The sequence below is a fragment of the Clostridium lundense DSM 17049 genome, from assembly GCF_000619945.1.
Lineage (GTDB): Bacteria > Bacillota > Clostridia > Clostridiales > Clostridiaceae > Clostridium_AO > Clostridium_AO lundense.
The window spans coordinates 36965-62020 of sequence record NZ_JHVC01000018.1; the positions used below are offsets into that span (position 1 = coordinate 36965).

General features: G+C 28.9%; 25 protein-coding genes, 1 tRNA gene and 2 riboswitches. Of the genes, 22 read left to right on the forward strand and 4 right to left on the reverse strand.

The window, feature by feature from the left end; genetic code table 11:
- Window positions 1–8 precede the first annotated feature (8 nt).
- Entirely contained in the window at window positions 9–1265 is a 1257-nt protein-coding gene (locus T514_RS0117505) for a S8 family peptidase (RefSeq protein WP_084284702.1), read from the reverse strand.
- A gap of 252 nt (window positions 1266–1517) precedes the next feature.
- Here T514_RS0117505 and T514_RS0117510 point away from each other — a divergent pair, with 252 nt between their 5' ends.
- The 4 genes from T514_RS0117510 (at window position 1518) to T514_RS0117530 (ending at window position 5061) form a co-directional block, all read left to right on the forward strand.
- Window positions 1518–3083 carry a MutS-related protein gene (locus tag T514_RS0117510; protein ID WP_051542127.1) on the forward strand — a complete coding sequence of 522 codons (1566 nt, stop codon included), beginning with the start codon at window positions 1518–1520 and terminating at the stop codon, window positions 3081–3083.
- Window positions 3084–3087: 4 nt separating this feature from the next.
- Window positions 3088–3483: a ribosomal maturation YjgA family protein gene (locus tag T514_RS0117515; protein ID WP_027625941.1), complete on the forward strand. Its 396-nt coding sequence runs from the start codon at window positions 3088–3090 to the stop codon at window positions 3481–3483.
- Window positions 3484–3551: 68 nt separating this feature from the next.
- The gene (locus tag T514_RS0117525; RefSeq protein ID WP_027625942.1) at window positions 3552–4139 is read left to right on the forward strand and encodes a DUF4179 domain-containing protein; all 588 of its coding nucleotides are present in this window, start codon (window positions 3552–3554) and stop codon (window positions 4137–4139) included.
- 67 nt (window positions 4140–4206) lie between these two features.
- Window positions 4207–4320, forward strand: a riboswitch (FMN riboswitch).
- Window positions 4321–4494: 174 nt separating this feature from the next.
- On the forward strand, window positions 4495–5061 hold the full coding sequence (locus T514_RS0117530) for an ECF transporter S component (protein WP_027625943.1): 567 nt from the start codon (window positions 4495–4497) through the stop codon (window positions 5059–5061).
- An 81-nt stretch (window positions 5062–5142) separates the two neighbouring features.
- Here T514_RS0117530 and T514_RS0117535 read toward each other — a convergent pair whose 3' ends face one another.
- Window positions 5143–5751 (reverse strand): LysE family translocator, encoded by a 609-nt coding sequence (locus T514_RS0117535; RefSeq protein WP_027625944.1) that lies wholly within the window; start codon window positions 5749–5751, stop codon window positions 5143–5145.
- A 251-nt stretch (window positions 5752–6002) separates the two neighbouring features.
- Between T514_RS0117535 and T514_RS0117540 the strand changes: the two genes are divergently transcribed.
- The 8 genes from T514_RS0117540 (at window position 6003) to T514_RS0117575 (ending at window position 14452) form a co-directional block, all read left to right on the forward strand.
- Window positions 6003–7052, forward strand: coding sequence for an extracellular solute-binding protein (locus T514_RS0117540; RefSeq protein ID WP_027625945.1), 1050 nt, complete (start codon window positions 6003–6005; stop codon window positions 7050–7052).
- A 127-nt stretch (window positions 7053–7179) separates the two neighbouring features.
- Window positions 7180–8280, forward strand: coding sequence for an ABC transporter ATP-binding protein (locus T514_RS0117545; protein ID WP_027625946.1), 1101 nt, complete (start codon window positions 7180–7182; stop codon window positions 8278–8280).
- A gap of 196 nt (window positions 8281–8476) precedes the next feature.
- Window positions 8477–9946 (forward strand): ABC transporter permease, encoded by a 1470-nt coding sequence (locus T514_RS0117550; RefSeq protein ID WP_479723129.1) that lies wholly within the window; start codon window positions 8477–8479, stop codon window positions 9944–9946.
- Window positions 9947–10033: 87 nt separating this feature from the next.
- Entirely contained in the window at window positions 10034–11791 is a 1758-nt protein-coding gene (locus T514_RS0117555; RefSeq protein ID WP_051542129.1) for a sensor histidine kinase, read from the forward strand.
- Window positions 11784–12575 carry a response regulator transcription factor gene (locus tag T514_RS0117560; RefSeq protein WP_027625949.1) on the forward strand — a complete coding sequence of 264 codons (792 nt, stop codon included), beginning with the start codon at window positions 11784–11786 and terminating at the stop codon, window positions 12573–12575. The genes T514_RS0117555 and T514_RS0117560 overlap by 8 nt, the downstream gene beginning before the upstream one ends.
- A 190-nt stretch (window positions 12576–12765) precedes the next feature.
- Window positions 12766–13206 (forward strand): SPOCS domain-containing protein, encoded by a 441-nt coding sequence (locus T514_RS0117565; protein ID WP_027625950.1) that lies wholly within the window; start codon window positions 12766–12768, stop codon window positions 13204–13206.
- Between the two features lie 57 nt (window positions 13207–13263).
- Entirely contained in the window at window positions 13264–13884 is a 621-nt protein-coding gene (locus tag T514_RS0117570; RefSeq protein WP_027625951.1) for an SPOCS domain-containing protein, read from the forward strand.
- Window positions 13885–13957: 73 nt separating this feature from the next.
- Window positions 13958–14452 carry a hypothetical protein gene (locus T514_RS0117575; RefSeq protein ID WP_027625952.1) on the forward strand — a complete coding sequence of 165 codons (495 nt, stop codon included), beginning with the start codon at window positions 13958–13960 and terminating at the stop codon, window positions 14450–14452.
- 111 nt (window positions 14453–14563) lie between these two features.
- On the opposite strand, the gene hsp18 is transcribed toward T514_RS0117575, so the two are convergent.
- Window positions 14564–15004, reverse strand: a complete 441-nt coding sequence (hsp18, locus tag T514_RS0117580; RefSeq protein WP_027625953.1) for a heat shock protein Hsp18 — start codon at window positions 15002–15004, stop codon at window positions 14564–14566.
- A 346-nt stretch (window positions 15005–15350) separates the two neighbouring features.
- On the opposite strand from hsp18, the gene T514_RS0117585 reads away from it, so the two are divergent.
- A complete protein-coding gene (locus T514_RS0117585; protein WP_027625954.1) occupies window positions 15351–16337 on the forward strand; it encodes a PLL family lectin in 987 nt (328 codons plus the stop codon).
- A gap of 204 nt (window positions 16338–16541) precedes the next feature.
- Here T514_RS0117585 and T514_RS0117590 read toward each other — a convergent pair.
- A tRNA-Met gene (locus tag T514_RS0117590) sits at window positions 16542–16617 on the reverse strand.
- A gap of 207 nt (window positions 16618–16824) precedes the next feature.
- Window positions 16825–16989: riboswitch (cobalamin riboswitch) on the forward strand.
- Between the two features lie 96 nt (window positions 16990–17085).
- Between T514_RS0117590 and T514_RS0117595 the strand changes: the two genes are divergently transcribed.
- From T514_RS0117595 to T514_RS25865, 9 genes are all read left to right on the forward strand, one after another.
- Window positions 17086–17922 carry a nucleotide-binding protein gene (locus T514_RS0117595; protein WP_027625955.1) on the forward strand — a complete coding sequence of 279 codons (837 nt, stop codon included), beginning with the start codon at window positions 17086–17088 and terminating at the stop codon, window positions 17920–17922.
- Window positions 17923–17943: 21 nt separating this feature from the next.
- The gene (locus T514_RS0117600; protein ID WP_027625956.1) at window positions 17944–18399 is read left to right on the forward strand and encodes a hypothetical protein; all 456 of its coding nucleotides are present in this window, start codon (window positions 17944–17946) and stop codon (window positions 18397–18399) included.
- 17 nt (window positions 18400–18416) lie between these two features.
- Window positions 18417–19604 (forward strand): nitrogenase component 1, encoded by a 1188-nt coding sequence (locus tag T514_RS0117605; RefSeq protein ID WP_027625957.1) that lies wholly within the window; start codon window positions 18417–18419, stop codon window positions 19602–19604.
- A 22-nt stretch (window positions 19605–19626) separates the two neighbouring features.
- A complete protein-coding gene (locus tag T514_RS0117610) occupies window positions 19627–20697 on the forward strand; it encodes an ABC transporter substrate-binding protein (protein WP_027625958.1) in 1071 nt (356 codons plus the stop codon).
- Window positions 20698–20714: 17 nt separating this feature from the next.
- Window positions 20715–21737: a FecCD family ABC transporter permease gene (locus T514_RS0117615; protein ID WP_027625959.1), complete on the forward strand. Its 1023-nt coding sequence runs from the start codon at window positions 20715–20717 to the stop codon at window positions 21735–21737.
- The gene (locus tag T514_RS0117620) at window positions 21734–22516 is read left to right on the forward strand and encodes an ABC transporter ATP-binding protein (protein WP_027625960.1); all 783 of its coding nucleotides are present in this window, start codon (window positions 21734–21736) and stop codon (window positions 22514–22516) included. Before T514_RS0117615 ends, T514_RS0117620 begins: the two co-directional genes overlap by 4 nt.
- 150 nt (window positions 22517–22666) lie before the next feature.
- The gene (locus tag T514_RS0117625) at window positions 22667–23656 is read left to right on the forward strand and encodes a glycerophosphodiester phosphodiesterase family protein (RefSeq protein WP_027625961.1); all 990 of its coding nucleotides are present in this window, start codon (window positions 22667–22669) and stop codon (window positions 23654–23656) included.
- Between the two features lie 131 nt (window positions 23657–23787).
- The gene (locus tag T514_RS0117630) at window positions 23788–24297 is read left to right on the forward strand and encodes a GNAT family N-acetyltransferase (RefSeq protein ID WP_027625962.1); all 510 of its coding nucleotides are present in this window, start codon (window positions 23788–23790) and stop codon (window positions 24295–24297) included.
- Window positions 24298–24350: 53 nt separating this feature from the next.
- On the forward strand, window positions 24351–24869 hold the full coding sequence (locus T514_RS25865) for a DUF6985 domain-containing protein (RefSeq protein ID WP_027625963.1): 519 nt from the start codon (window positions 24351–24353) through the stop codon (window positions 24867–24869).
- The last annotated feature ends 187 nt before the right edge of the window (window positions 24870–25056 follow it).

The following is a 25056-nucleotide window of genomic DNA, read 5'->3' on the forward strand; positions in this document are numbered from 1 at the left end:
GCACTTTTTTATATTTTGCTTATAGCTTTTGTTTTTTGTATAGCAGTATAAGCATTTACTAGTCCATAGCCAGAATAAATATCTTTACCTTTGGTTAAAATGTCTTTTGAGCTATTTTCTAGTAAAGATTTTATTTGTGCTGGAGAAAGGGTTGGATTTTCAGCCTTAATAATAGCTGCTATGCCTGATACTATTGGCGCAGACATACTAGTTCCATCCCAAGCCTCATAGTTTCCATTTGGAACAGTACTTAGTACTCTTACTCCAGGAGAAGCAACTTCTATGTTTGAGCCATAATTTGAAAAGGCAGCCTTTCTTAATCTAGTGTCTACTGCTGAAACAGTAAAAGATTCTTTATCTCCAGCAGGAGTATATATATTACAATCGGTATTATCATTTCCAGCTGCAGCTACAGTAAATACACCTTTATCTTGTGCATAAATAAGAGCATTTTCTATGTCTGTATTCTTATCAACACATCCAAAGCTTAAATTAATTATATCTGCCCCTTGGTCTGTGGCATATCTTATTCCTTTAGCAATAATATCTGAATCCCCTTCACCATTTTTATTAAGAACTTTTATAGGGATAATCTTAACGTCTAATGTACCAACAATACCACATATACCTTGTTTATTATTAGCTTCAGCGGCTATAATTCCAGATACATGAGTTCCATGTCCATTATCATCAATAGGGTCACTATCTTCATTTACAAAGTCATAGCCTAAATTTTTTAATACTCTATTTTTTAAATCAGGATGATTATAATCTATACCAGTATCTAATACAGCAACTTTTATTTCTCTTTTTTGACTTACTAATGTCCAGGCTTTTTCACTTTGTGTAGCTGTAATAGCCCATTGGTACTTGTAGCCAGGATCATTTATTTTTGCATTTTGCTGTGGATTTATATCTGGAATTTTAAAATCCTTTTTGATTGGTAATCTTTCAATAGGTTTAATTATTTTTATAGGGGTTGGATTTTGAATTTTTGTTATTCCTTTTAAGTTTCGTATTTGTTTTTCTAATGAATTATTAGAAACAAACATGTACTTTCCGTTTTGAAGTTGAACAATTTCTACATCCTTAATTGAATTTCTTAGATTACTTGTAGTTCTTTTATTCATAGCTTGTACTGTTGTTTTGTCTTTAATATCATTTGTATTTCTTTCTTCAATTGATATTAATTTTTTACTAGAGTACCCGGCAAGTATTATTGATAATGTAGCCATACAAATTATTGTTTTATTGAGCTTCATCATATATGACCCCCTTTAATTATATATTTTTAAACTAAACAAATTGTATTAAATTAATCGTTTATTCGACATTATTTTTAAGTGTTAAGTTGTTAAAAATATATTAATTTATAGAATATACTTTTCAAATTAAATAAGTTCCTTAATAATCTTAAGAAAGATTTAAGGAAACTACTAAGGGATTGGAAATAGTTTTTTTATACGTTGTGCTATAATATTCATAGCTAAATTTTTCGGGGAGAAAGGTGAAGAAAATTGGGTAAAAGAGACGTTTTACGAATTATAAGAAAAGACTATGAAGAAGGCATTGAAAAGAAAAGAAATTTTAAAAATATAAAAAAGTTTTTCGATATGAGTAAAAAAGAAGAGTATACCATTGATGATGAAACTTGGAGTGATATGGATATAGATAGGGTCTATGGAAAGATAGACAGAAGCTATACTACATTAGGTGAAGCAGCTTTATACTATATGTTAAGAAATCCATTAAGAGATGAGGAAAAGTTAAAGAATAGAGACAAGTTAATTCAAGAACTTAAAAGTGATGAGAAATTAAGAGAAAATCTTTCATACATATTCTTTAAGTTAGGAAGTGACCCGAAGAATACCTTTTTAGATATGATAGAAAGTGAGCTTGTAGTAAATAAATTTAAATATTATGTATATACCTTATTAGGTAAGGTATTCCCTATAATAGCTATTATTTTAACTATAATTTTTGGTGAAAGCTATGTGCCAATGATTTTCGTAGCTGCTGCTTTAAATATGATTATAAATCATAGAGAGAGAAATACAATTAAATCTAGAGGAATAGTATATTTAAGAGATATCATAAAGTCAGCTAAGAAAATATGCAGTACAAAAAATACTTCAATTAAAGGGTATACAGATGAAATAACAAGTAATCTTAAACATGTTAAGGATATAGACAGAAGTACATTTTTAATAGGAATTATAAATATATGGGGAGGATTTTTTGAAGTTATTTCATTGTTATTTCTTGTGGAAGAGTGTGCTTATTATAAAGTATCAGGTGTTTTAAGAGAAAAAAAGGAATATTTAATGAACATATTTTATATTGTAGGGGAACTAGAGGCAATACTATCTATGTCTGCCTACCAAAGTAGTTTAAAACAACCTTATGTAAAGCCAAAATTTATAAATGAAGTTTCACTAAATATTAAGGAAGGAGTACATCCACTATTAGATAATCCAGTAGCAAATTCTATATCTATTAAAGACAAGGGCATAGTACTTACAGGTACAAATATGTCTGGTAAATCAACTTTTTTGAGAATGTTAGGGATAAATATACTATTTGCACAAACCTTTTATTTTGCATTAGCTAAGGAGTATGAAGCTCCGTTTTTTAATATAGTATCATCAATTAGTCCTAATGATGATTTAGCAAAAGGAAAAAGTTATTATATGGCTGAAGCAGAAGGAATACTTAGAATAGTTAATGCTTTAAAAAAGGAATTACCTGTATTTTGTCCAATAGATGAAATATTTAGAGGAACCAACCCTATAGAGAGAATAGCTATGTCAGCAGAGATACTATCATACTTAAATAATGGAAGAACTATTTCAATTGTAGCTACACATGATAGAGAATTAGTAGATATTTTAAAGGATACTTATGAATTCTATTATTTTAGTGAGGATGTTAATAGTAACGATGGATTAACTTTTGATTATAAACTTAAAGTTGGAGTTTCACAAACAAGAAATGCAATAAGGCTTTTAGAGTATATTGGATATCCAAAAGAGGTAACAGAAAAGGCATATAAAAGAGCAGAAACTATTAAAGGATTTATTTAGTGCTATGAGGTATGAACGTAATAGATTATTATATGGAATTATGACAATAATTGTGGTTGCGTTAGGACTATATTCAAGAAGAATATCTTATGCCATACCTGACTTTTTAAATACATATTTAGGTGATGCTTTATGGGCTTTAATGATTTTTGTTTTTATTGGATTTATTTTTAAAGTTATGGATACAAAGAGAGTTGCACTAATAGCAATATTATTTTGCTACTCCATTGAATTAAGCCAATTGTATCATGCTAGTTGGATAGATAATATAAGAAAAACAACTTTAGGTGGGTTAATATTAGGATATGGATTTTTATGGAGTGATTTATTGGCTTATGCTATAGGGATTGGCATAGGTATGATTATTGAAATTTTATATAAAACCCTTAGAGATAAATAAAAGATTAAAAAATATACTAGTTAATTTAATATTTTATAATAAGCTTAAGCAAAGAAAGGGATTTAGAAATGAAAGAAAATATTAAAAATAAACTTAAAGATAAAAATTTTAATAAAAAAAGAAAAATAGCTGTGGGAGTAGCAGTATTTTTAGGAATAACATTTATGAGTCCATTTGTTAGAAAGAATGTTTTAGCTAATATTAAATTATTAGGAATTAGTATAGAAGAATTTATTCAAAATAAAAGCAGTACACTTAAAGATTATAAAACTGTAATAGAAAAAGATGTTAAGCAAAATGATGTTTCAATAAAATTAAATGAATTTATATTAGATGGTAATCAAGTTGTAATAAGTAGCACTATTAATTCTGATAAAGTAAAGTGGAAAGAGTCAGCAGTTGTGCTATCACCACAGATTTATATAAACGATAAAAATATTATGGCAGCTGGTGGAGGTGGAAGCTCTAAACAGAAGAAGATAGACGATTCTACCTGCAGTTTCCGTAACTTTTTAATATTAAATGATAAAGATTTAGCAAATTTGAAAGGTAATCTCCATGTGAAAATTGTATATGATACCATTTTTAATGGAAGAGATGAATTAAAAGGTAATTGGGCCTTTGAATTTAATTATAATAAAGATAACATGAGATAGTTAATAAATTCATATTAAGGTTGACAAAGGAAAATGTAAGTGATATTTTAGTAATGAAGTTATATAAAGTATCCTTCGGGGTTGGGTGAAATTCCCTATCGGCGGTATAGCCCGCAAGCCATAAGGCAGATTCGGTTAAATTCCGAAGCCGACAGTATAGTCTGGATGAAAGAAGGTGAATGAGTGTTATGTGCTTATTTTTAAATTTGTGCTATGCTTGTTTTGTTTGTAGTTCCCCCTAAGAATATTTAGGGGGTTTTAATTTTTTGAATAAAACAGTATTAAAAAATTATTTTATATAAAACTCCATAGATTTTTATATAACTCTAATCTTAGGTAATTAGGAGTGATTTTTATGAAAAGTAAAACAAACAAGATAGTGAAAATGGCAATGTTGTGTGCATTATCAATTGTACTTATGTTATTAATAAGATTTCCCATTATTCCAGCAGCCCCATACTTAGAGTATGAACCTGCTGATGTACCAATATTAGTTGGAGGATTTTTATATGGACCGATATCAGCTTTAATATTAACTGTAGCTGTATCATTAATTCAATCACTTACTGTAAGTGCTTCAAGTGGGTGGGTTGGTTTTATTATGCATATAATATCAACTGGAACCTTTGTATTGGTTGCAAGTTTTATTTATAAAAAGTTCCATACAAATTTAGGCGCAACTATAGCTTTGATTTTAGGTTGTATATGCATGACTCTTATTGCAATACCTTTAAATTTATTTTTTACAGTACGATTTTGGGGTATTCCACATAAAGTAGTAGTAAACATGATTCCAACAGTGATTATACCATTCAATTTGATTAAATCAGGAATTAATTCTGTTGCTACAATAGTTGTTTATAAAGCAATAGAGCGTATAATTTCTGTTGATAAACCATTTAATAAACAGATAGGCAATTAGCATTATATTAAATATAATATTTTATTCAAATAACATAAAAGCTCTGGACTAGTCCAGAGCTTTTAATAAATTGCAGGGTAATTACACCTTTTTTAGAAGCATTTTAATACCAAAATATATTAATAAAAATCCAACAATTATATTTAATATTTGTATTATGCTATTTGGGAAAAATTCTTTAGCAAAACTTCCCATTAAAGCTATTAGAGTTAAAAAGAAAACTGTAGACAGTAATGCTCCAAAGCCAAATGAATAAATATCTGTTCTTTTCATATTTTCTTCTGCTACTTTGGTTGAAAATACACCTGCCCAAAAAATTATTGTAAGAGGATTTGAAGCAGTAAGAATTAATGCATGAGCAAATACATTATTTGAATTGGATAGGTTTTGCAAACTTAAGCTTGGAAGAAAGTTAATATTAAATTGACCTAAAACTGTGCTGAATCCAAAAATTAGTAATATCATAGCACCAAATATTTTTAAACATATTCTTATATTCTTCTTATCAATAATTGAAGCTATTCCAAGGATGGCAACAATAATAAAAAGCGCATCTATTAAAGCAACTCCCAGTACTCCAGTTTCTGCAATATAAAATCCTTTTAATGAGGACATTTGAAATATAAAAATACAAACAGGGCCTATAGCAAGCTGCAATAGCATGCCAAATTTAAAACCTTCTAGAATCATTTTGTCACCTACTTCTCCATTAGATTAATATTATTTAACATATAGTTCAATAATATATAAATTATGCATATAAAAAGTATATTATATAAATGCAGTAAAAACAATGATACTAAAAAGCATAGAAATTTATTGAGAGGTGTAAGTTGATTATTTTAGAGGTTTTCTGTGTTTTATCGGATAGACAATAATTTTATAAAAGGTAAAATTAAGGTAAGGGATAAACTATAGTATTAAAATGGGGAGGAAAAGATATGAAAAAATCTATTATAAGCTTACTGTTTGTTTCAATGATAAGTATGGGACTAGTAGGCTGTGGTTCACAAAAAAGTAGTGGGGAAGTAAGTAAGCCTTCTGACGATAAGGTGTTAACCGTTTACACTGCACGTAGTGAAAGCTTAAATAATCTAGTAATTCATAACTTTGAAAAGGATACAGGAATTAAAGTAGAAATGGTAGTAGCAGGTACAGGAGAGCTACAAAAACGTGTAGCATCAGAAAAAAATAGTCCTTTAGGAGATATATTATGGGCTGCTGATGAAACTATGCTTGCATCTTCTAAAGACTTATTTATGAAATATGTTTCTCCAGAAGATGCTAACATGGGTGATGCGTTTAAAAATAAAACAGGATATTTTTCACCATGTTTTGCAGATCCAACAGTGTTTATTGTAAATAAAGATTTAATTGGAAACATTAAAATAGAAGGTTTTAAGGACCTTTTAAATCCAGCTTTAAAGGGCAAAATTGCATTTGGTGATCCAACAAATTCAAGTTCTGCATTCCAATCACTTATGGCAATGTTATATGCTATGGGAAAAGATGGAGATCCAATGTCTGAACAAGCATGGAATTTTGTAGATAAGTTTATTGCAAATCTTGACGGTAAGATGTCAAGAAGTTCTGGTCAACTTCATAAGAGTGTTGCAGATGGTGAATATCCTATTGGTTTAACATGGGAAGATCCAGCAGCAAACTATGTTAAAAATGGAGCACCAGTTAATGTAGTATTTCCAAAAGAAGGAGCTATATTTCCTGGGGAATCTGTTCAAATTATAAATAATTGTAAGCATCCTGAAAATGCTAAGAAGTTTGTAGATTACTTACTTTCTGAAAAGACACAAAATGCAGTAGGAACTCAACTTACTGTTCGTCCGCTTAGAAAAGGAGCCAAGCTTGCATCATATATGGTGCCAATTGAGAAAATTAAAATTACACCTAATTATAGTGAAAGCTGGGTAGCAGAAAATAAAAACAAAGTAACAGCAAAATTTAATGAGCATCTTGAAAAATCAAAAAAATAATAGACTCCCTGTAATATGGTAGAAAAAGAGGTATTAGGACTTTATGTAAAAGTATAGTCCTATGATCCTCTTTTATATCATATAGCCATTTAAACATTACTATAAACAAGAAAAAAAGGAGTAAATTATGAGTGTTTCTATTAATATAGACAAAGTTATAAAAAAATACGGCAATGATATTATTATTAATAAATTATCTCTCAATATAAAGCCAGGGGAACTGTTTACATTACTTGGACCATCTGGCTGTGGAAAGACTACATTATTACGTATGATTATAGGTTTCAATTCTATAGATGGCGGTGAAATTAAGCTTGATGATAAGGTTATAAATAATATTCCTCCTGAAAAACGAAATATGGGAATGGTTTTTCAGAACTATGCTATTTTTCCACATATGTCTGTTAAGGATAATGTAGCATTTGGATTAAAAAATCGTAAGGTGCCTAAAGCAGATATTGAAAAACAGGTTGAGGAAATGTTAAAAATAGTAAAGATAGATCATTTAAAAGATAGAATGCCATCAAAGCTTTCTGGCGGACAGCAACAACGTGTGGCTTTAGCAAGAGCAATTGTTGTTCATCCAGAAGTATTGCTTATGGACGAACCATTATCTAACCTTGATGCTAAATTAAGAGTTGAAATGAGAAATGCGGTAAAAAAAATACAAAACAAAATTGGAATTACTACAGTATATGTTACTCATGACCAAGAAGAAGCGCTTGCTATTTCAGATAGAATTGCTGTTATGTATAATGGGGTGATTCAGCAGATTGGCAAGCCTAAGGAAATATATCAGCGACCAGCTAATATTTTTGTATCTACTTTTATTGGACTTTCTAATATCGTAGAAGGAACCATATCTATTAATGAAAATGGAGAAAAGAAACTTGTGCTTTTAGAAAACTATCAAGTAACCATAAATAATTTAGACCTTTCAGTAACAGATGGGCAACGTGTTTTAATATCCATTCGTCCAGAGGAATTTATTATTAATAGTAGTAATGGAGAAGGGATTAAATGTACTATTAAAAGTAGTGTGTTTTTAGGACTTACTACTCACTATTTTGTAGAACTTCCTAATGGTGAAGAAGTTGAAGTAATTCAAAATTCAGATGTAGAAGACATTATTCCAGATGAAACTAAGGTAAGTCTTTCTGTAGACCCTAGGAAAATAAATGTTTTCCATTATGAAAATAAATGTACTTTGATAAAAGAGGTGATTTAGATTGAATGAACTACGTGAAAAACGTTACAATATCTGGATGACCTTTACTTTTATCATTTTAGCAATTTTTATTCTATTTATTATTTATCCTTTGGTTTTAGTGCTTTATAAAAGTTTCTTAGACCCAATTTCCAATAAAATAACTTTAAGTTATTTTATAAAGTTTTTTTCTAAAAAATTTTATTGGAGTACATTAGTGAATAGTTTTAAGGTTACTATATGTGCCACATTTCTTTCTGTTGCAATAGGTTTACCTATGGCATATATAATGAGAAGTATTAAAATATCTGGAAGTGGTATATTGGATATTTTAATAGTAATATCATATTTATCGCCACCTTTTATTGGTGCTTATGCTTGGATTCAACTACTAGGAAGAAATGGTGCTTTAACAAAAATTCTTAATTCCATGTTTCATACAAAATTAAATGGAATTTATGGATTTGCAGGTATTGTTCTTGTATTTACATTACAGTCCTATCCATTAGTTTATATGTATATATCGGGAGCTTTAAAGAACCTTGACAATTCTTTAAATGAAGCTGCTGAAAGCTTAGGATGTACCGGTGTGAAACGTATTTTTACTATTATTATGCCACTAGTTATGCCAACTATATTTGCTAGTTCCTTATTGGTTTTTATGAGGGTATTTGCAGATTTTGGAACACCTATGCTTATTGGTGAGGGATTTAAAACAATTCCTGTATTAATTTATAATCAGTTTATGAGTGAAGTTGGTGGAGATGATGGCTTTGCTGCTGCACTTTGTGTAATTGTTATAACTGTAGCTATTTTGCTTTTCTTTATACAACGTTTTTTTGCAAATCGTAACACATATTCTATGACAGCATTAAAACCTATGATTGCTAAAAAGACAACGGGAATTAAAAACTTTTTTGCTCATTTATTTGTTTATTTTGTTGTGCTTTTATCAATAATACCACAGGTGGTGGTAATATATACATCATTTTTAAATAATAATGGTGGTCAAGTATTTACGGGAGGTTTTTCATTAAAAAGCTATAAGGCAACTTTATTTGCAAAAGATAATTCAGTTATTATGAATACTTATATTTTTGGGCTTATGGCTATAGTAATTATTGTTATACTAGGTGTTTTGATTTCATATTTAACTGTAAGAAAACGAAATTTATTTACTAGTCTATTAGATACTATTACTATGTTCCCATATATTATACCAGGTTCTGTTTTAGGAATTGCTTTTTTATTTGCATTCAGTAGGAAACCACTTCTATTAAGTGGAACTGCATTAATTATGATCATTGCATTTTCTATTAGAAGAATGCCTTACACTATTCGTTCCAGTACAGCAATTATTGGACAAATAAGTCCTAGTGTAGAGGAGGCAGCTATAAGTCTTGGTGCATCAGAGATAAAATCCTTTGCTAAAATAACAGTGCCAATGATGATGCCAGGTGTACTTTCAGGTGCTATTATGAGTTGGGTAACAGTAATTAGTGAATTAAGTTCATCAATTATTCTTTATACTACAGGTACTCAAACGCTTACAGTTTCTATATACACAGAAGTTATTCGTGGAAACTATGGAAACGCTTCTGCATATTCCACAATATTAACACTTACAGCTATCCTATCGCTATTGTTATTCTTTAAATTATCAGGAAAACGTGAAATAAGTATTTAGTAATAGAATCCGGTATATATCGGATTCTATTACTTTTTTATTTAATATACTATTTACTAATTTGATATGGAAGGTGGCTTTAATTTAATGAAATATGTTATACTAAAGAAAAAATGGAATTTTATAGGTGGACAGGAAATGAAAAAATACACAAAATTTAAAGACTATATGAAATACTCATTTATTAAATATGCTATTGCATTAATTTTACTTGTATTTATTTTGTTTATTACTTCTATGTTTATAAATATTAATTTTTCAACTATTAAATCTAATAAAATATGTAATAGAGTAGTAAGTGATTTTGTTGACAACCAATGCACATCATATTATGGAAACATAAATACTTTGTCCCAAAATGAAATTATTAAAAATGCTTTACTAAAAAAATCTAAAATTACAGAAGTTAATTATTTGTTGTACAACTTTTGCAATAAACAATGGATCAAATCCAATTTTATACTGCTGGACAAGCATAAAAATATAGTTTCATCTAATTTATATAAAAGTAATCAGGAATTATTTCCCACAAATGAAGAGATTCAAGATATTATTTTAAAGTTAAATAATAATTGTAATACTGTGCTAACTAGCAGTGTGAGGAGTCAGTATGATAATGATCAAAATTCAAATATTTTATTTGGCAAGGCAGTTACCTATAAAAGTGAAATTATTGGATACTTAATTTTTCAATTACGCAATAGTGGATTTAATAATTTTGTAATTAATAAGAATGCAGATATTATAATTATAACTGACCAATTTGATAATGTGATTTTTTCTAGCAATAGAATGATAATTGATTCTATTGGAAAGTATAAGATTAATTTTAATAGAAAAAACATTACAAAGGTTAAGGGAAGGCCATATTATGTTACAGTAAATAAGGTACAAAATAATAACATGAAAATTTTAACTATGACCTCCATTGGTATGCAACAACAGTTTTTATTATTTGGAATTATAGTGATTTGCACCGTAAGTATTTTTTTGATTATTCTTGTAATTTTTTTAGCAGATAAGATGACCACAAGAAATCTTAATTCATTACATATATTATTAGAAGCGGTTAGCCAGTGTAGAGAAGGAAATATGGAATATCGTATACAATCAAAAACCTTTGAGGAATTTCAAATACTTTATGATGAGTTTAATAATATGATGTCAAGAATCCAAGCATTAATTAAGAAAAACAACGAAATTTCTGAACGAAAACGATTAATGGAGATAAAGCATTTAGAAGGACAATTTAATCCGCATTTTGTATTTAATGTTCTTGAAACACTGCATTATCAAATGCTTCTTGATCAAGGACAAGCATCAAAAATGTTGATTTCTTTTGCAAATCTTATGCGTTACAGCATTAATTATGGAAGCACGCAAGTCTCAATAAAAACTGATATACAATATGTAAGTAATTATTTAATGTTACAAAAGATGCGTTATAATAAAAGGCTAGATTATGAAATTGATATTAAGAAAGATTTGATGAATTGTAAAATTCCAAAGTTACTAATACAGCCTATAGTAGAGAACAGCTTAGTTCATGGATTAGAAAGTTCTCCTTGCATTACTGTGAAAATTTCTGGATATATTGTAGAAGAAAACATGGAAATTTGTATTGAGGATAATGGGCAGGGAATTGAAGAGAGCCAGTTAAAAAGCTTATTAGGGACATTAAGTGATGAAAATGCTATGCCAGAACATATAGGATTATATAATGTTCATAGAGCACTTCAGCTACTATATGGAAAAGATTATGGTATAACAATTGAAAGTAAGTATGGCATTGGAACAAAAGTTATTTTAAAAATTCCAATTACGGAGAGTGATGATTGTGTATAAAATTCTTATTGTTGAAGATGAAGATATAATACGTAAGGGTCTTATATATATGGTAGATTGGCTAAAGGTTAATTGTATTGTGGTAGGGGAAGCTACGGATGGAAAGGATGGGCTAGATAAAATTAAAAGCCTTCGTCCAGATATTGTGATTACTGATGTAAAGATGCCTTTTAAAGATGGTATTCAAATGCTAGAGGAAAGTATAAGAGAATATGGTTATGAAGCTATTATCATTTCCGGATACAGCGAATTTGAATATGCTAAAAAGGCAATTACATTAAATGTTACGGAATATCTATTAAAGCCCATTGATTTTGAATATTTATATAGAACAATTAACAGCCTAACAGATAAAATTGATCATAATAAAAAAATTAAAGAATATATAAAAAATGCTCATAAAGTACAGCCAATAAGCATACTTGATTTAAAATATTATAATTCCAATCCATATAAGAGTAAATATGTAACTAGAATGCTTGAATATATTAAAACTGAATATGTACATAAAATTTCCCTTGCAGATTTAAGTAAAGAAATTAAGATTTCCTCTGCACATCTCAATGCAAAATTTAAAGAGGAAACCTCATATACTTTTAATGATTTTTTAAACCGTTATCGCATTATACAGTCAATAGAATTGCTAAAGATAGGTGATATGAAGGAATATGAAATTGCAGAAACAGTAGGTTTTAAGGATTATAAATACTTTATTCAAGTTTTTAAAAAATATATAGGATGTTCTCCAAGTAAGTTTTTAGAGATTAATAAATGGAACTTTTGAAAATATGTTAAATTATATGAAGAGGGTTATTATTATGGACATTATAATTTAGAAAAAAGCTTAGATATTTATACAGTTGGGGCATAAAATCTGCAGAGTGTTTAAATAACACTCCTTTTTTATTTGAAAGAGGACAATTTATTGTAATAACACATATTATATAATATAGCATTTTTGGGGAGGAAATTAAGTGAAATATAATGATATATCAATACATGGAGTAACAGCTTCAGAAAAAGTTTATAGAAACTTGAGAAATATTAAATATTCCAAATTAGTAGAAACTAATACTCTTAAGTTATCATATATACCTTATGAAATATCTAAGATATTAAGTATAGCTATAGGTATTAGTATAAAAACATTTAAAAAAACGCAGTTGGAAAAGGGATGTAAAGTAAACATTATAGGTTTTAGAAATATAGATATAGACTATCTATCAGATGATCCAGATAAAGAGGTTCATCAACTAAATTATAAAATACCTTTTTCAACAGAAATGGTATACCGCAATGATGACATTAGTGTAAAAAATGTATATGCACCAGTAGACAAATTGAATTTAAAAATTATAGATCCAAAGAAATTAGAGTTGACAACAAGATTATATATAGCTCCCTTGGTTTTATGATGTCAATAAAAAATGTTAGCATTGTTTTTAGTAATTTTAATAGGAAAGGAGTAAAAAATGAAAATTAATAACATAGAAATATCAGGTGTTATTAACCAGAAAAGTTTAGATTCTTATGATTTACAATATCCACGCAAAGAAATATGTGAAACTTTTGGGATTAACTTTTCAGAAGACATGTCTACAGTTGAAACCCCACTACAAATTTTTTTTGATACTGAGGTATTAGAAAACAAAATAATATATACTCAAGGAGAAAATAAAGTTTTTCTTCATGGTATTATAACAACAAAAATTGTTTATGTTGCTGATGAGGAATCTAAGCCCATTAATACTGTAGAATTTTATAAGCATTTTTCATGTATACTACCAATAAATAATACAAGCAATAAAGAGATAGCCACTAAAGTTTTTATTGAGGATGCTAGTGTAATTCAACAAAATGATAGAGGATTTTATGTTGCACTTTTATTATTAATATGTCCTGTGTATGGTAAAGAAATAGATAAATATAAAGAAGTAGAAATTATGCCTAAGATAGAAAGCATAAATAAAATTGAGAAGCCTAAAGAAGAAAGTAGAAATTTAACTGTGCCTGCTAAAAATAGTGATATGGATATAGAAATTGAATATGATATGAATATGAAAGGGCAATATTTTGAAGCTAATTGGAAATAACGGTAACAAACTATGCTACCAATTAATATAATGTACTATAAAACAATACATTAAAAAAGTGGGGGTGCTCTGAATGAGTAAAATTGAGTATACTAAGGAGATTAAGGAAACTAAGGAAATGGACAGAAACTATGAACTGTTAAGCTTTTATCAAGATGATAGAGCTTCAGCTAGTGCAAATGTACGTTTCAATGCTTGTGAGCTTTGCAAAACTGTTACAATAGATCCTAATCTTGAAGATGTGTCTAGATTACTGAGAGTAAGGGTAATACTAGTAAATGTTTGCCCAGGAAAAGAAGTAACAGTAGGATGTATAGTAACAGATAGATCAGGAAGAATATTAGCTTATAAATCAGATACCTTTATAGCAATGAGAGACAGAGCTCAGGTAGGAGAAAATGTAAATGTAATTACTGAAGATAAGAGTATTGGCTGTGGATGCCAAGATCCAGGACACTGCATAGATGTAAGAAGAGCTTTTACATTCATACTTCCTATTAGTGATCTATGTTCACCAATGGATGTAAATGTTAGAGTAATAGCTAATTATACTTCACCATGTAATTAAACTATAAAGACTAAATAAAGTGTTTTGTAGATAAGTAGCAAGTGTCTATATTTAGTCACCAAAGGGGTATTTAATTGGATTAATTTTTATCCAATTAAATACCCCATAACATTAATGAATATCAATTTTTCTCTTTTGATTTGTACCCTTATTTAATTTAGGAAGAGTAATTTTTAAAACACCATCGTTAAATGAAGCATATATTTTGCTTTCATCCACATTATCTATATAGAAGCTTCTCTTAAACTCACCATAATGCCTTTCTCGTCTAACATAGTTTTCATTTTTATCTTCTAAGGAATCATCTCTTTTTGCACTAATTATTAAGTTATTGTTATTAAATTCTATATCAATAGCTTCTTTTTTAATTCCTGGAAGATCCGCCTCTACTAGATAGTTTTCATCTGTTTCTTTTAAATCAACTTTAATATTTCCTTGTAAGGAATGCATCATTGAAAATAAATCGTCGTCAAAGAAGTTCTTCAAAAATGGTGAAAATAAATCATCTCTTCCAGTTAAATTATTTTTTCTAAAAGGTATCATATCAAACATTTCTAAATCCCTCCTATATTTTATTAATTTATATATTTAACTTATACATATATAATAAGCTAAAAGTCAAAGAAAGTCAAAGTCTAAAATAAAGAGATTTATGAAACTATCTTAAAATAATTCACATATTTCTTATATAAATTATTTTAAGAAGAATTTTTAAAAATAAACCAGGAATTTTAGTGTATTTTTAAATTTTTTAAACATGAAGCAATGTAATTATAGTATTATCTATATCCTTATCTTTAAAATTTTCCAATCTTTTTTTAATTGTAACCATTTCTAATTTTAATCATAAAATGTAAGTGGTGAGTATTTTTAAAAATAAAATATGAGGAGGTTATTAATGTATAACAATCCGTTTTTTTATTGTACTTATTGTATGCAACAATTTAATTGTCCATTTTTAAATGAGCAGATGAGAAGTTTTAATGATTTTGGAGGAAGCAGAACAGAAAAGGAAGGCCAGAAGCAAAAATTTCAAGGATTCCCATCAAATATAATTATTCTTCCTTTTCCAGGCGGTGGATGGAGCCGTTGGCAGGACCTTGGAGGAACTTTGACATCTGGGCCAGCAGTATCTTCCTGGGCACCAAATAGATTGGATACTTTTGTAAGAGGTACAGATAATGCATTGTGGCATAAATGGTGGGATGGATCACGCTGGAGTAATTGGGAAAGCCTTGGGGGAACATTAACTTCATCTCCAGCTGCTGTTTCTTGGGGAAACAATAGAATTGATGTATTTGTAAGAGGAACGGATAATGCTATGTGGCATCTATGGTGGAATGGATCACGATGGAGCAATTGGGAAAGCCTTGGAGGAACTTTAACATCTGCACCAGCAGCATCTTCCTGGGCACCAAATAGATTAGATACTTTTGTAAGAGGTACAGATAATGCATTGTGGCATAAATGGTGGGATGGTTCAAGGTGGAGTAATTGGGAAAGTCTTGGCGGAAGGTTAACTTCAGCCCCAGCCGCTGTTTCCTGGGGAAATAACAGAATTGATGTATTTGCCCGTGGCCAAAGCAATCGTTTGTATCATTTGTGGTGGAATGGATCACGATGGAGTAGCTGGCAAGACCTTGGAGGAAGGCTGAATTCTGCTCCGGCAGTTTCATCTAGAAGATCAAATAGGCTTGAGGTATTTGCAAGAGGGCTAAATAATCAATTAATTACCATGTCTTGGAATGGATCACGATGGAGTAATTGGTGGAGTCTTGGAGGCAATATAACATCTGCTCCAGCAGCAGTATCTTGGGGACCAAATAGAACCGATGTATTTGCTAGAGGAAGAAATAATGCAATGTGGCATATTTTTAGAAGATAGCATTTTCATGATGAACTAAGTATATTAATAGGTCTAATTTGTTATTAAATGATAACAGTTTAGACCTATTAACCATATCCTATAATATGTTATGAAAAATACCATTATTAATTTATATTACTGTATTCTATTATTTTTTTGATAAGATAAAAATAGTAAAAAATAAAAAACACCTATACTTAAGTATAGGTGTTGATATTTTCATGGTTGCGGGGGTAGGACTTGAACCTACGACCTTCGGGTTATGAGCCCGACGAGCTGCCGACTGCTCCACCCCGCGTCGATATATTTATAAACTTTATCTTGACTCTTACTATACCCTAATAAGTAGAGAAAGTCAAGTGATTTAAAGGAATATTTAGGGATGTTTTACAGAAGTAAAATAAATATAACTACAGTTCCATCATTAACTTTGGTAAATATTTTAATATTCGACAATATTGACAATAAAGTAACAACGTACTATAATATGGTATAATAATTTAAATTAAATATTTAAAAATAAGATAAAGCGAATTTCGGTGTAATTCCGAAGCGGTTCCGCCACTGTAAGGTGAAGTTTTTTACAAATATGTCACTGGATTTATGTCTGGGAAGACTGTAAAAAATGATGAAGCTAAGCCAGGATATCTTGCTTATTTTTAGCCATGTAAACACTCACGGGAAATGGGCAGTTGGCACTAAGAATAGATGTAAAACTCTAACTATTTTTTGTGGTTAGAGTTTTTTATTTTTTAAAAGAGGTGTTATGTTGAATAAAGAATGTTTAAAAATAGCTTTCTATGGCAAAGGCGGTATTGGAAAGTCAACTATAGCTTCTAACCTATCAGCAGCTTTTGCAACATTAGGAATGAAAGTATTACATATTGGATGTGATCCTAAAGGGGATTCTACAAGAACTCTTATGGGATATAAAATACCAACATTACTTAATATTTTGGAAAAAGATACTCCTATATATGAAGAGGATTTTTTATTTAAGGGGTATAAAAATGTTCATTGTATTGAAGCTGGTGGGCCTAAGCCTGGAATGGGTTGTGCTGGCAGAGGAATAATAACTGTAATAGAAGAACTAACTGATTTTAAGATTTTTGATAAACAATGGGATGTAATCATTTACGATGTACTGGGAGATGTGGTCTGTGGTGGATTTTCTACTCCTATAAGAGAAAAGCTTATAGATGCTGTATATATAGTTACCTCATCTGAATTTATGTCTATTTATGCTGCAAATAATATAATGAAAAGCATAAATACTTTTTCATCCATGAACGGTGCTTTACTTGGAGGAATTATTCACAATTGTAGAAGTTCAAATTCCAACATTGAAATAGTACAAAAATTTAGTAAAGATTGCAATACATCGATTTTAGATACTATTCCTTATTCTAAGAATTTAGGTGTATCGGAACTTAAAGCTAAAACAGTTGTAGAAAATTTACCTAATTCGCCTGTTAGCTATAGTTTTATACAGCTAGCAAAAAAAATAATAAATAATAAAGATTATCATATACCAAATTCTTTAGATGATAACCTTATGGAAAAGCTTAGTGAGTCTATATTAAAAGAGATTACTAAAGAATAAGAGAGGGGAATAGTGAATTTAATGAAAAACAATTTGTTAGATAAGGCTATAAAGAAAATGGACTTTGGTAAGATTATACATACAGCTTTATCGGTTCCAAATACCTGTGCATTGGCAGTTGGTCCAAAATCTTGCATAAGAATATTTTATTTTCAGGGAAGAAAAAAGAATTTAAATGATAGGTTATATATGCTTCCAGTATCTGAAATTCAATTAGTTTCCTCAACTCATTTAGATGAGTTTAAAGAAGCTGTAGAAGAAATTTTTATTAGAGAAAATCCTGAAAATTTAATAGTACTTATTATGTGTCCTGATATTATACTTGGAAGTAATTTTGAAAATCTTGTAAAATCCTTAGAAGAAAAATATAGAAAGAATATAAAGTTATTTAAAAGAGGTCCTTTAGTGGACAACATGATGTGTTCTAGTGAGAGAATGATGAATATAGTTAATGAATTATCACAGAAAAATATTTAATATGGAGTGTGAATTTTATGAACAAGTTATTTCAGTTTATCCCTCCCTTTGCTAGTGATTATTCAGGAATATGCTCTGTTTTAATGCAATTAGAAGATTGTTTAAATATATTAATAACCCCTAAAGGATGTATTAAAACTATATTGGAAATAGACAACGTAGATAAACTTGAAGATACTAATTTATATTATACAACTTTAACACAGAAACATGTAATATCAGGATTTGATGAAAGCATTATATGCAGTATCCTTGAAATTTTTGAAAATAATCCGAAAAAATGCATAAATATCATAAATACACCTGTTCCAAGTATTATAGGAAGTAACTTAAAAGGAATAGCTGATATTTTAGAAAAAAAACTTAAAGTTCCAGTAATTTTATTTGATTCCACAGGCTTTGAAAATTATTCTTTTGGAATAAGTGAAGCATTATTAAATATAGGTAAAAAATTTATAAATACTAATATTACTAAAAAATCAAACTCTGTAAATATATTAGGATATTCTTCTTTAATTATTGGAAATAAATTAAATCTATATAATATTGAAGAACTTATAAAAAATTGTGGAATAGAAATAATTTCAACCTGGTGTAATGAAACTACCATAGAAAAATTTAAATATGCTTCTGATGCTAGCTTAAATATTGTTATTTCCGCAGAAGGAATTCCATTAGCAGAATACATGAAAGATAAATTTAATATTCCATATATAATAGACATTCCTATAGGTGTGGCTGGAACTATTAAATTTTTAAATTCTATCGAGAATATGTTAAATATTAAAGTGAAATTTCCTATATGTAAAATTAATAGAATTTCTTCAGATAAAAAAGTTTTAATAATAGGAAATCCTGTAGAAAATTTAGCAATTAGATATTGCTTAAATAAAGATTTTGCATTAAAAGAAATTAAAACAATTTCTCTAATTTCTTCAAGTAGAAAAGAAAAAAGACTTTATAAGTATAGCATTTTTTCAGACATTAACTTTGTTTACAGCGAGTATGAATTAGCAAAAATTATGAAGAAATTTGATTTTGATATATTAATATCTGATCCTTTATATTATGACCTTATAAATAAACAAGCTACTATCATACCAATTCCACATATAGGATTAAGCGGTGGAGAATTTATAAAAGATAGTACTAATTATATATTTAAAAATGGTTTTAAATACTTTTATAAATACTTATTACAATAAAGATATGAAGGGATGTATAAAAATGAAATCAAAAAAAATAAAATCAATAATGGCAATGATAATTTTAACATTAGGGCTTACGGCCTGTGGCCAAGCAACAACTTCTAATAAAAATCAGGTTAAAACACGAACTGTAACTGATACTGTAGGAAACAAAGTAACTATTGCTGAAAATATAAATAAAATTGCAGTTACCCCTATTCCTTGGTCTTCTATAATTTACGCTGTAGATGGAACTGGAGACAAAATAATTGGTATGAATGCATCTGCCAAAAAGTCTTATGAAAAAAGTATATTAAAATCACTTGCCCCAGAAATAGAAAAAGCCTCTACTAAGTTTATTGACAACAATTTCACAGTAAATATTGAAGAAGCTCTAAAAGCAAAACCTGATTTATTTATTCAATGGGATAATCAAGAAAAAAGCATTAAGCAATTGACAGAAGCGGGTATACCAACTATTGCTTTAAAATATGGAACCCAGGAAGATTTGGAAAATGGAATAAAATTAATTGGACAAGTACTAAAAAAAGAAGATAGAGCAAATAAATTAATTGGTTATCATAAGGATAATTTAAAGTATTTTGAATCCAAGCAAACAGAACTTAAAGACAAAAAAAAGCCTAGAGTATTATATTTAAGAGATGATCAATTAAAAGTTGCTGGAAATAAATCTTATAATAACTCTATGATCCATAAAACTGGTGGTGTTAATGTAGCTAAAGATGTACCAGGCCAATGGAGTAATGTAAATATGGAGCAGGTAATGAAATGGAATCCTGAAATAATATATGTAAGTAATTTTTCAGATATACAACCATGTGATTTAATAAACAATAAAATTAAAGGACAAGATTGGAGTAAAATTGATGCAGTAAAAAATAAAAAAGTTTACAAAACACCTATTGGAATATATAGATGGGATGCTCCATGTGTTGAAAGTTATCTTATGTTTAAATGGATGGGGTCCATTCAGCAACCAACTATATTTAATGACTATAAAATGGAAGATGAATTAAAAAAATTCTATAAAGAATTTTTGAATCATGATTTATCAAAAGAAGAAATAAAAAATATATTACATGAAAAATAATAACTTAGGAGATTTAAATGAATTGTAAAAAATGTAATATTAAAATAAAATATGTTTTACTTATAATAACATTAATAAGTACTTTTTTTATTTCCCTATTTCTAGGAAGATTTTTAATTTCACCATTGGTTGTAATAAAAACCTTTGGTGAAATTATATCCCAAATAAATTGTTCTTCAAATTCTATAGAAACATCTGTAATAGCAAATATAAGACTTCCTAGAACTATTTTAAGTATGCTAGTTGGAGCAGGACTATCAATATCAGGGGCTACTTTTCAAGGAATATTTAAAAATCCATTAGTAAGTCCTGATATTTTAGGAGTAAATGCTGGAGCAGCCTTTGGAGCTGTATTAGCTATACTTTTTTGTGGATTAAATAGTAATGTAACTTTTTATGCTATCTTATTTGGAATCATAAGTGTGTGTATAACTTATATGTTATCTAAAAATAAGGAATCTGGTCCTGTATTATCATTAGTTTTATCAGGCATAATAGTTTCATCTGTATTTTCTTCATTAATATCTCTTATAAAATATGTAGCAGATCCCTATGATAAATTGCCAACAATTACATATTGGCTTATGGGTAGTTTCTCAAAATGTTCTTATGATGATTTGAAATTTATATTTTTGCCAATTACTGTGTCTATTATTCTATTATTAATGATGAGATGGAGAATAAATATTTTATCTCTTGGAGATGAAGAAGCTCATTCTTTAGGAATAGATCCTAAAAAAATAAGACTAATTATTATAGCTTTAGTAACTATAATAACTGCTTGTTCAGTTACTATTGCTGGAATAATTGGGTGGGTAGGTTTAGTAATACCTCATATAAGCAGAATAATGTTTGGCGTTGATCATAGTAGATTATTACCTGTATCTTGTATTATAGGTGCCATATTTTTAACATTAGTTGATATAATAGCACGAACTGCTACATCAGTTGAAATTCCTATTGGTATTCTAACAGCTCTTATAGGAGCACCATTCTTTGGGTGGTTAATTAAAAAGAAGAATAAAGGTGATTGGGCATGATTTTAGAAATTAAAAATGGCTATTTTTCTTATGAAAATAATAATGAGCCTATTTTAAAAGATATAAATTTTTCTTTATGTGAAGGTGAAATAATGACAATATTGGGTCAAAATGGAGTTGGTAAGACAACTTTACTTAAATGTATAACAGGAATATTAAAGTGGAAAAGTGGATCTACACTTATTAATGGAGAGTTAATAAATCTTAATAATGGAATAAAAAAAATGGGCTATGTACCTCAAGCGCATCCAATAAATTTTGCATATACGGTAAAAGAAATGATATTGATGGGCAGAGCATCCTATATAGGATTATTTTCTACACCTTCAAAAGAAGATAAGTTAATGGCTGAAGAAGTTATGAAAGACATTGGAATATTACATTTGAAGAATAGAGAATGTTCAAAATTAAGTGGTGGTCAGCTTCAATTGGTATTTATTGCTAGAGCATTAGTTTCAGAGCCTAAAATTCTAGTTTTAGATGAACCCGAGTCTCATCTAGATTTTAAAAATCAGCTTATAATGTTAGATATTATAAAGAATTTAACTAAAACTCGAGGATTAGCATGTATTTTTAATACTCATTATCCTGAACATGCTTTGAAAATATCAGATAAGACATTGATGATATCTTCAGAAGGATATGTGTTTGGTAATACTAATGAAATCATTACAGAAAAAAATATAGAACATTTTTTTGATGTAACTGCAAAAATATTATCCTTTAAAGAAAAAAATCTAGACTTTAAAACTATTGTTCCTGTAGATTTTATATTATAGTTAAATATTAAGGAGTATGCTAAATAATCATTTTATTTGGTATACTCTTTTTTATTGCATCAAATGAATATGATATAATTACCAGTAGTTAAATGAAAATATAGTAGGCTATAAATAAAAGGAGAAAAATTTTTGTTATTAGGAGGAAAAATGAATAAGTTAAGAAAAGTGATGAAGAAAAAAATAACTTGGTTTTTTATTTTACTAGTTGCATTTATTTACGTAAATAATAGTTCTTTTCTTGTTAAACATGGGAATAAGAAATCGTTTCTTCTTGCCCACAGAGGACTAGCTCAAACTTTTCCTATGGAAGGGATAACAGGTGAAACAAATACAGCTCAACGTATATACAAACCTGAACATCCTTATTTGGAAAATACCATTCCATCTATGGAGGCAGCTTTTAAGGCTGGAGCTGACATAGTTGAATTTGATGTTCAACTAACTAAGGATGGGCAAATGGCTATTTTTCATGATGCTTCATTGGAATACCGAACTAATGGAAAAGGAAATATACGAGAATATACAATGAAGGAACTAAAAAAATTTGATATTGGATATGGTTATACTGCTGACAATGGTAAAACTTTTCCTTTCAGAGGGAAGGGTATTGATCTTATGCCTTCCTTAGATGAAGTAATGAACTATTTTCCTAAGAGTTCATTTTTAATTCATATTAAGAGTAATGACGCAAAAGAGAGCGAAGTTTTAGCGGAATATCTTAATAACTTACCAAAAGATCGTTTAACTAAACTTATTGTATATGGTGCGAATGAGCCTATTGATGTTATTAAGAAAAAGATTCCAGACTTGCGTGTAATGTCTAAGGCAACTATGAAAAAAGCATTGATTTCTTATTTGGCTATAGGTTGGACGGGCTACATGCCTGCATCAATGAAAAATACATATTTACATTTGCCACAAAAATATGCTCGTGTATTGTGGGGATGGCCTAATCGTTTTATTCAAAGGATGGATGATGCAAATTCACTTTTCGTTATTGTAGCAGGGGATGGGCAATGGTCTGAGGGATTTGATACGGTTGAGGACTTGAAGCAAATACCAGCTAACTATTCAGGGGGTATTTGGACAAATCGTATAGATAGGATAGCACATTTATTTAAGAGTAATGATAGATGAAAATTGAGTAATATAACTTATTTTAGCATATTTGGTTATGTAATTGAAATACTTATGAAGTATAGTGGATAAAATTAAGTTGAATGGATAGAATGAAAGAAGGTTGAAAAGGCATAAGGAGAAGTGATGGCATGAGAGTATTGGAAAGCAAGAGACTAATTTTGAGACCTTGGAAAATCTCTGATTTAGATGATTTGCATGAATTGACATCTAATAAAGAGGTAGCAAGTCTAGCAGGATTTAATGTGAAGAATAATAAGATGGATACTTTAAATATTTTGCAACAATTTATTATAGATTCAGCTAGCTCATTATGGGCAATTGAGCTAAAGAGTTTAAATAAAGTAATTGGGTGGGTTGAATTACATAAATTTTTAGAAAAAATGAATGAGGATTGGAAAGAAATAGGGTTTGCTTTATCACAAAAATACTGGGGGCAAGCACTAATGCCAGAAGCAGTTAAAGAAGTACTTAATTATGGATTTAAAGAAGAAAAAATTAATTCTATAGTATGTTCACATTTTATAAATAATATTAGATCTAAAAGAGTAATTGAAAAATGTGGTTTTAAGTATGCCAAAGGAACTAATGATAAACTTTATTACTTTCTCAATAAAGTTGACTTTGAATTAATAAGCTAAAGTAGTAGAAAGCGGATAAATTTATCCGATAGATATACGAAGGGGGTTTTAGTATGGAGTTAATTAAAGATATTCATGAAGATGAATTTGGAGATATGGAGGGGCAAGTTTATTTTAAGTTTTTTAATAAATATATTGATATAAATTTTGAAAAAGATGTTTCAATGGATTATGTTGTGCAGAATGTTAAATATTTAAATTCAATAAGTGCAGATGTTATTTTGAAATTATGTGAGTATTCATTTATATATTGTAAAGATTTTACTAAAGCATATCCAGATATTCAGTATAATGAAGGATTAGTAGAAATTTTAAAGCCTTTAGAGGTTCTAAAATACATGGAGATATGTAGTTTAAAAGTAGACATGCCACAAGATGACACAACATGTGTATTAAATCTTAGTGGTGGATGTGATTGGGAAGATGAGGAAGGAATGCAATGGCTTATTAGAGATGATGAAGTTATATATGTTGGATCATGGGATGATTTAGATCCATGGATGGAAAACTTGGACAAAGGTTGGTGCAATTATGTAACAGGGTGGCGTTTAAATTCTTATGATTTTTTATAGTGAAGTTTATTTTTACTCATAAATCTTTTTAATAACTTAGCATTGCTTTAATACGCACAGCATCCTACGCAGAAATTGTATCTATGGTGGTTGCGAGAAATACTCATTGGTTAGCATGATCGTAATGGTTGAAATACTCAATAAAAAGGTGAACGAATGCTGTTAATAGAAAACTATTTATATTATG

Excerpts from the sequence above, each read along its gene's own strand:
- T514_RS0117605 (WP_027625957.1), top strand. The coding sequence starts at position 18,417 with ATGAACAAGTTATTTCAGTTTATCCCTCCCTTTGCTAGTGATTATTCA.
- T514_RS0117540 (WP_027625945.1), top strand. The coding sequence starts at position 6,003 with ATGAAAAAATCTATTATAAGCTTACTGTTTGTTTCAATGATAAGTATG.
- T514_RS0117630 (WP_027625962.1), top strand. The coding sequence starts at position 23,788 with ATGAGAGTATTGGAAAGCAAGAGACTAATTTTGAGACCTTGGAAAATC.
- T514_RS0117615 (WP_027625959.1), top strand. The coding sequence starts at position 20,715 with ATGAATTGTAAAAAATGTAATATTAAAATAAAATATGTTTTACTTATA.
- T514_RS0117625 (WP_027625961.1), top strand. The coding sequence starts at position 22,667 with ATGAATAAGTTAAGAAAAGTGATGAAGAAAAAAATAACTTGGTTTTTT.
- T514_RS0117515 (WP_027625941.1), top strand. The coding sequence starts at position 3,088 with ATGAGGTATGAACGTAATAGATTATTATATGGAATTATGACAATAATT.
- T514_RS0117505 (WP_084284702.1), bottom strand. The coding sequence starts at position 1,265 with ATGATGAAGCTCAATAAAACAATAATTTGTATGGCTACATTATCAATA.
- T514_RS0117525 (WP_027625942.1), top strand. The coding sequence starts at position 3,552 with ATGAAAGAAAATATTAAAAATAAACTTAAAGATAAAAATTTTAATAAA.
- T514_RS0117555 (WP_051542129.1), top strand. The coding sequence starts at position 10,034 with ATGAAATATGTTATACTAAAGAAAAAATGGAATTTTATAGGTGGACAG.
- T514_RS25865 (WP_027625963.1), top strand. The coding sequence starts at position 24,351 with ATGGAGTTAATTAAAGATATTCATGAAGATGAATTTGGAGATATGGAG.
- T514_RS0117610 (WP_027625958.1), top strand. The coding sequence starts at position 19,627 with ATGAAATCAAAAAAAATAAAATCAATAATGGCAATGATAATTTTAACA.
- T514_RS0117570 (WP_027625951.1), top strand. The coding sequence starts at position 13,264 with ATGAAAATTAATAACATAGAAATATCAGGTGTTATTAACCAGAAAAGT.
- T514_RS0117530 (WP_027625943.1), top strand. The coding sequence starts at position 4,495 with ATGAAAAGTAAAACAAACAAGATAGTGAAAATGGCAATGTTGTGTGCA.
- T514_RS0117600 (WP_027625956.1), top strand. The coding sequence starts at position 17,944 with ATGAAAAACAATTTGTTAGATAAGGCTATAAAGAAAATGGACTTTGGT.
- T514_RS0117545 (WP_027625946.1), top strand. The coding sequence starts at position 7,180 with ATGAGTGTTTCTATTAATATAGACAAAGTTATAAAAAAATACGGCAAT.
- T514_RS0117595 (WP_027625955.1), top strand. The coding sequence starts at position 17,086 with ATGTTGAATAAAGAATGTTTAAAAATAGCTTTCTATGGCAAAGGCGGT.
- T514_RS0117585 (WP_027625954.1), top strand. The coding sequence starts at position 15,351 with ATGTATAACAATCCGTTTTTTTATTGTACTTATTGTATGCAACAATTT.
- hsp18 (WP_027625953.1), bottom strand. The coding sequence starts at position 15,004 with ATGTTTGATATGATACCTTTTAGAAAAAATAATTTAACTGGAAGAGAT.
- T514_RS0117575 (WP_027625952.1), top strand. The coding sequence starts at position 13,958 with ATGAGTAAAATTGAGTATACTAAGGAGATTAAGGAAACTAAGGAAATG.
- T514_RS0117620 (WP_027625960.1), top strand. The coding sequence starts at position 21,734 with ATGATTTTAGAAATTAAAAATGGCTATTTTTCTTATGAAAATAATAAT.
- T514_RS0117535 (WP_027625944.1), bottom strand. The coding sequence starts at position 5,751 with ATGATTCTAGAAGGTTTTAAATTTGGCATGCTATTGCAGCTTGCTATA.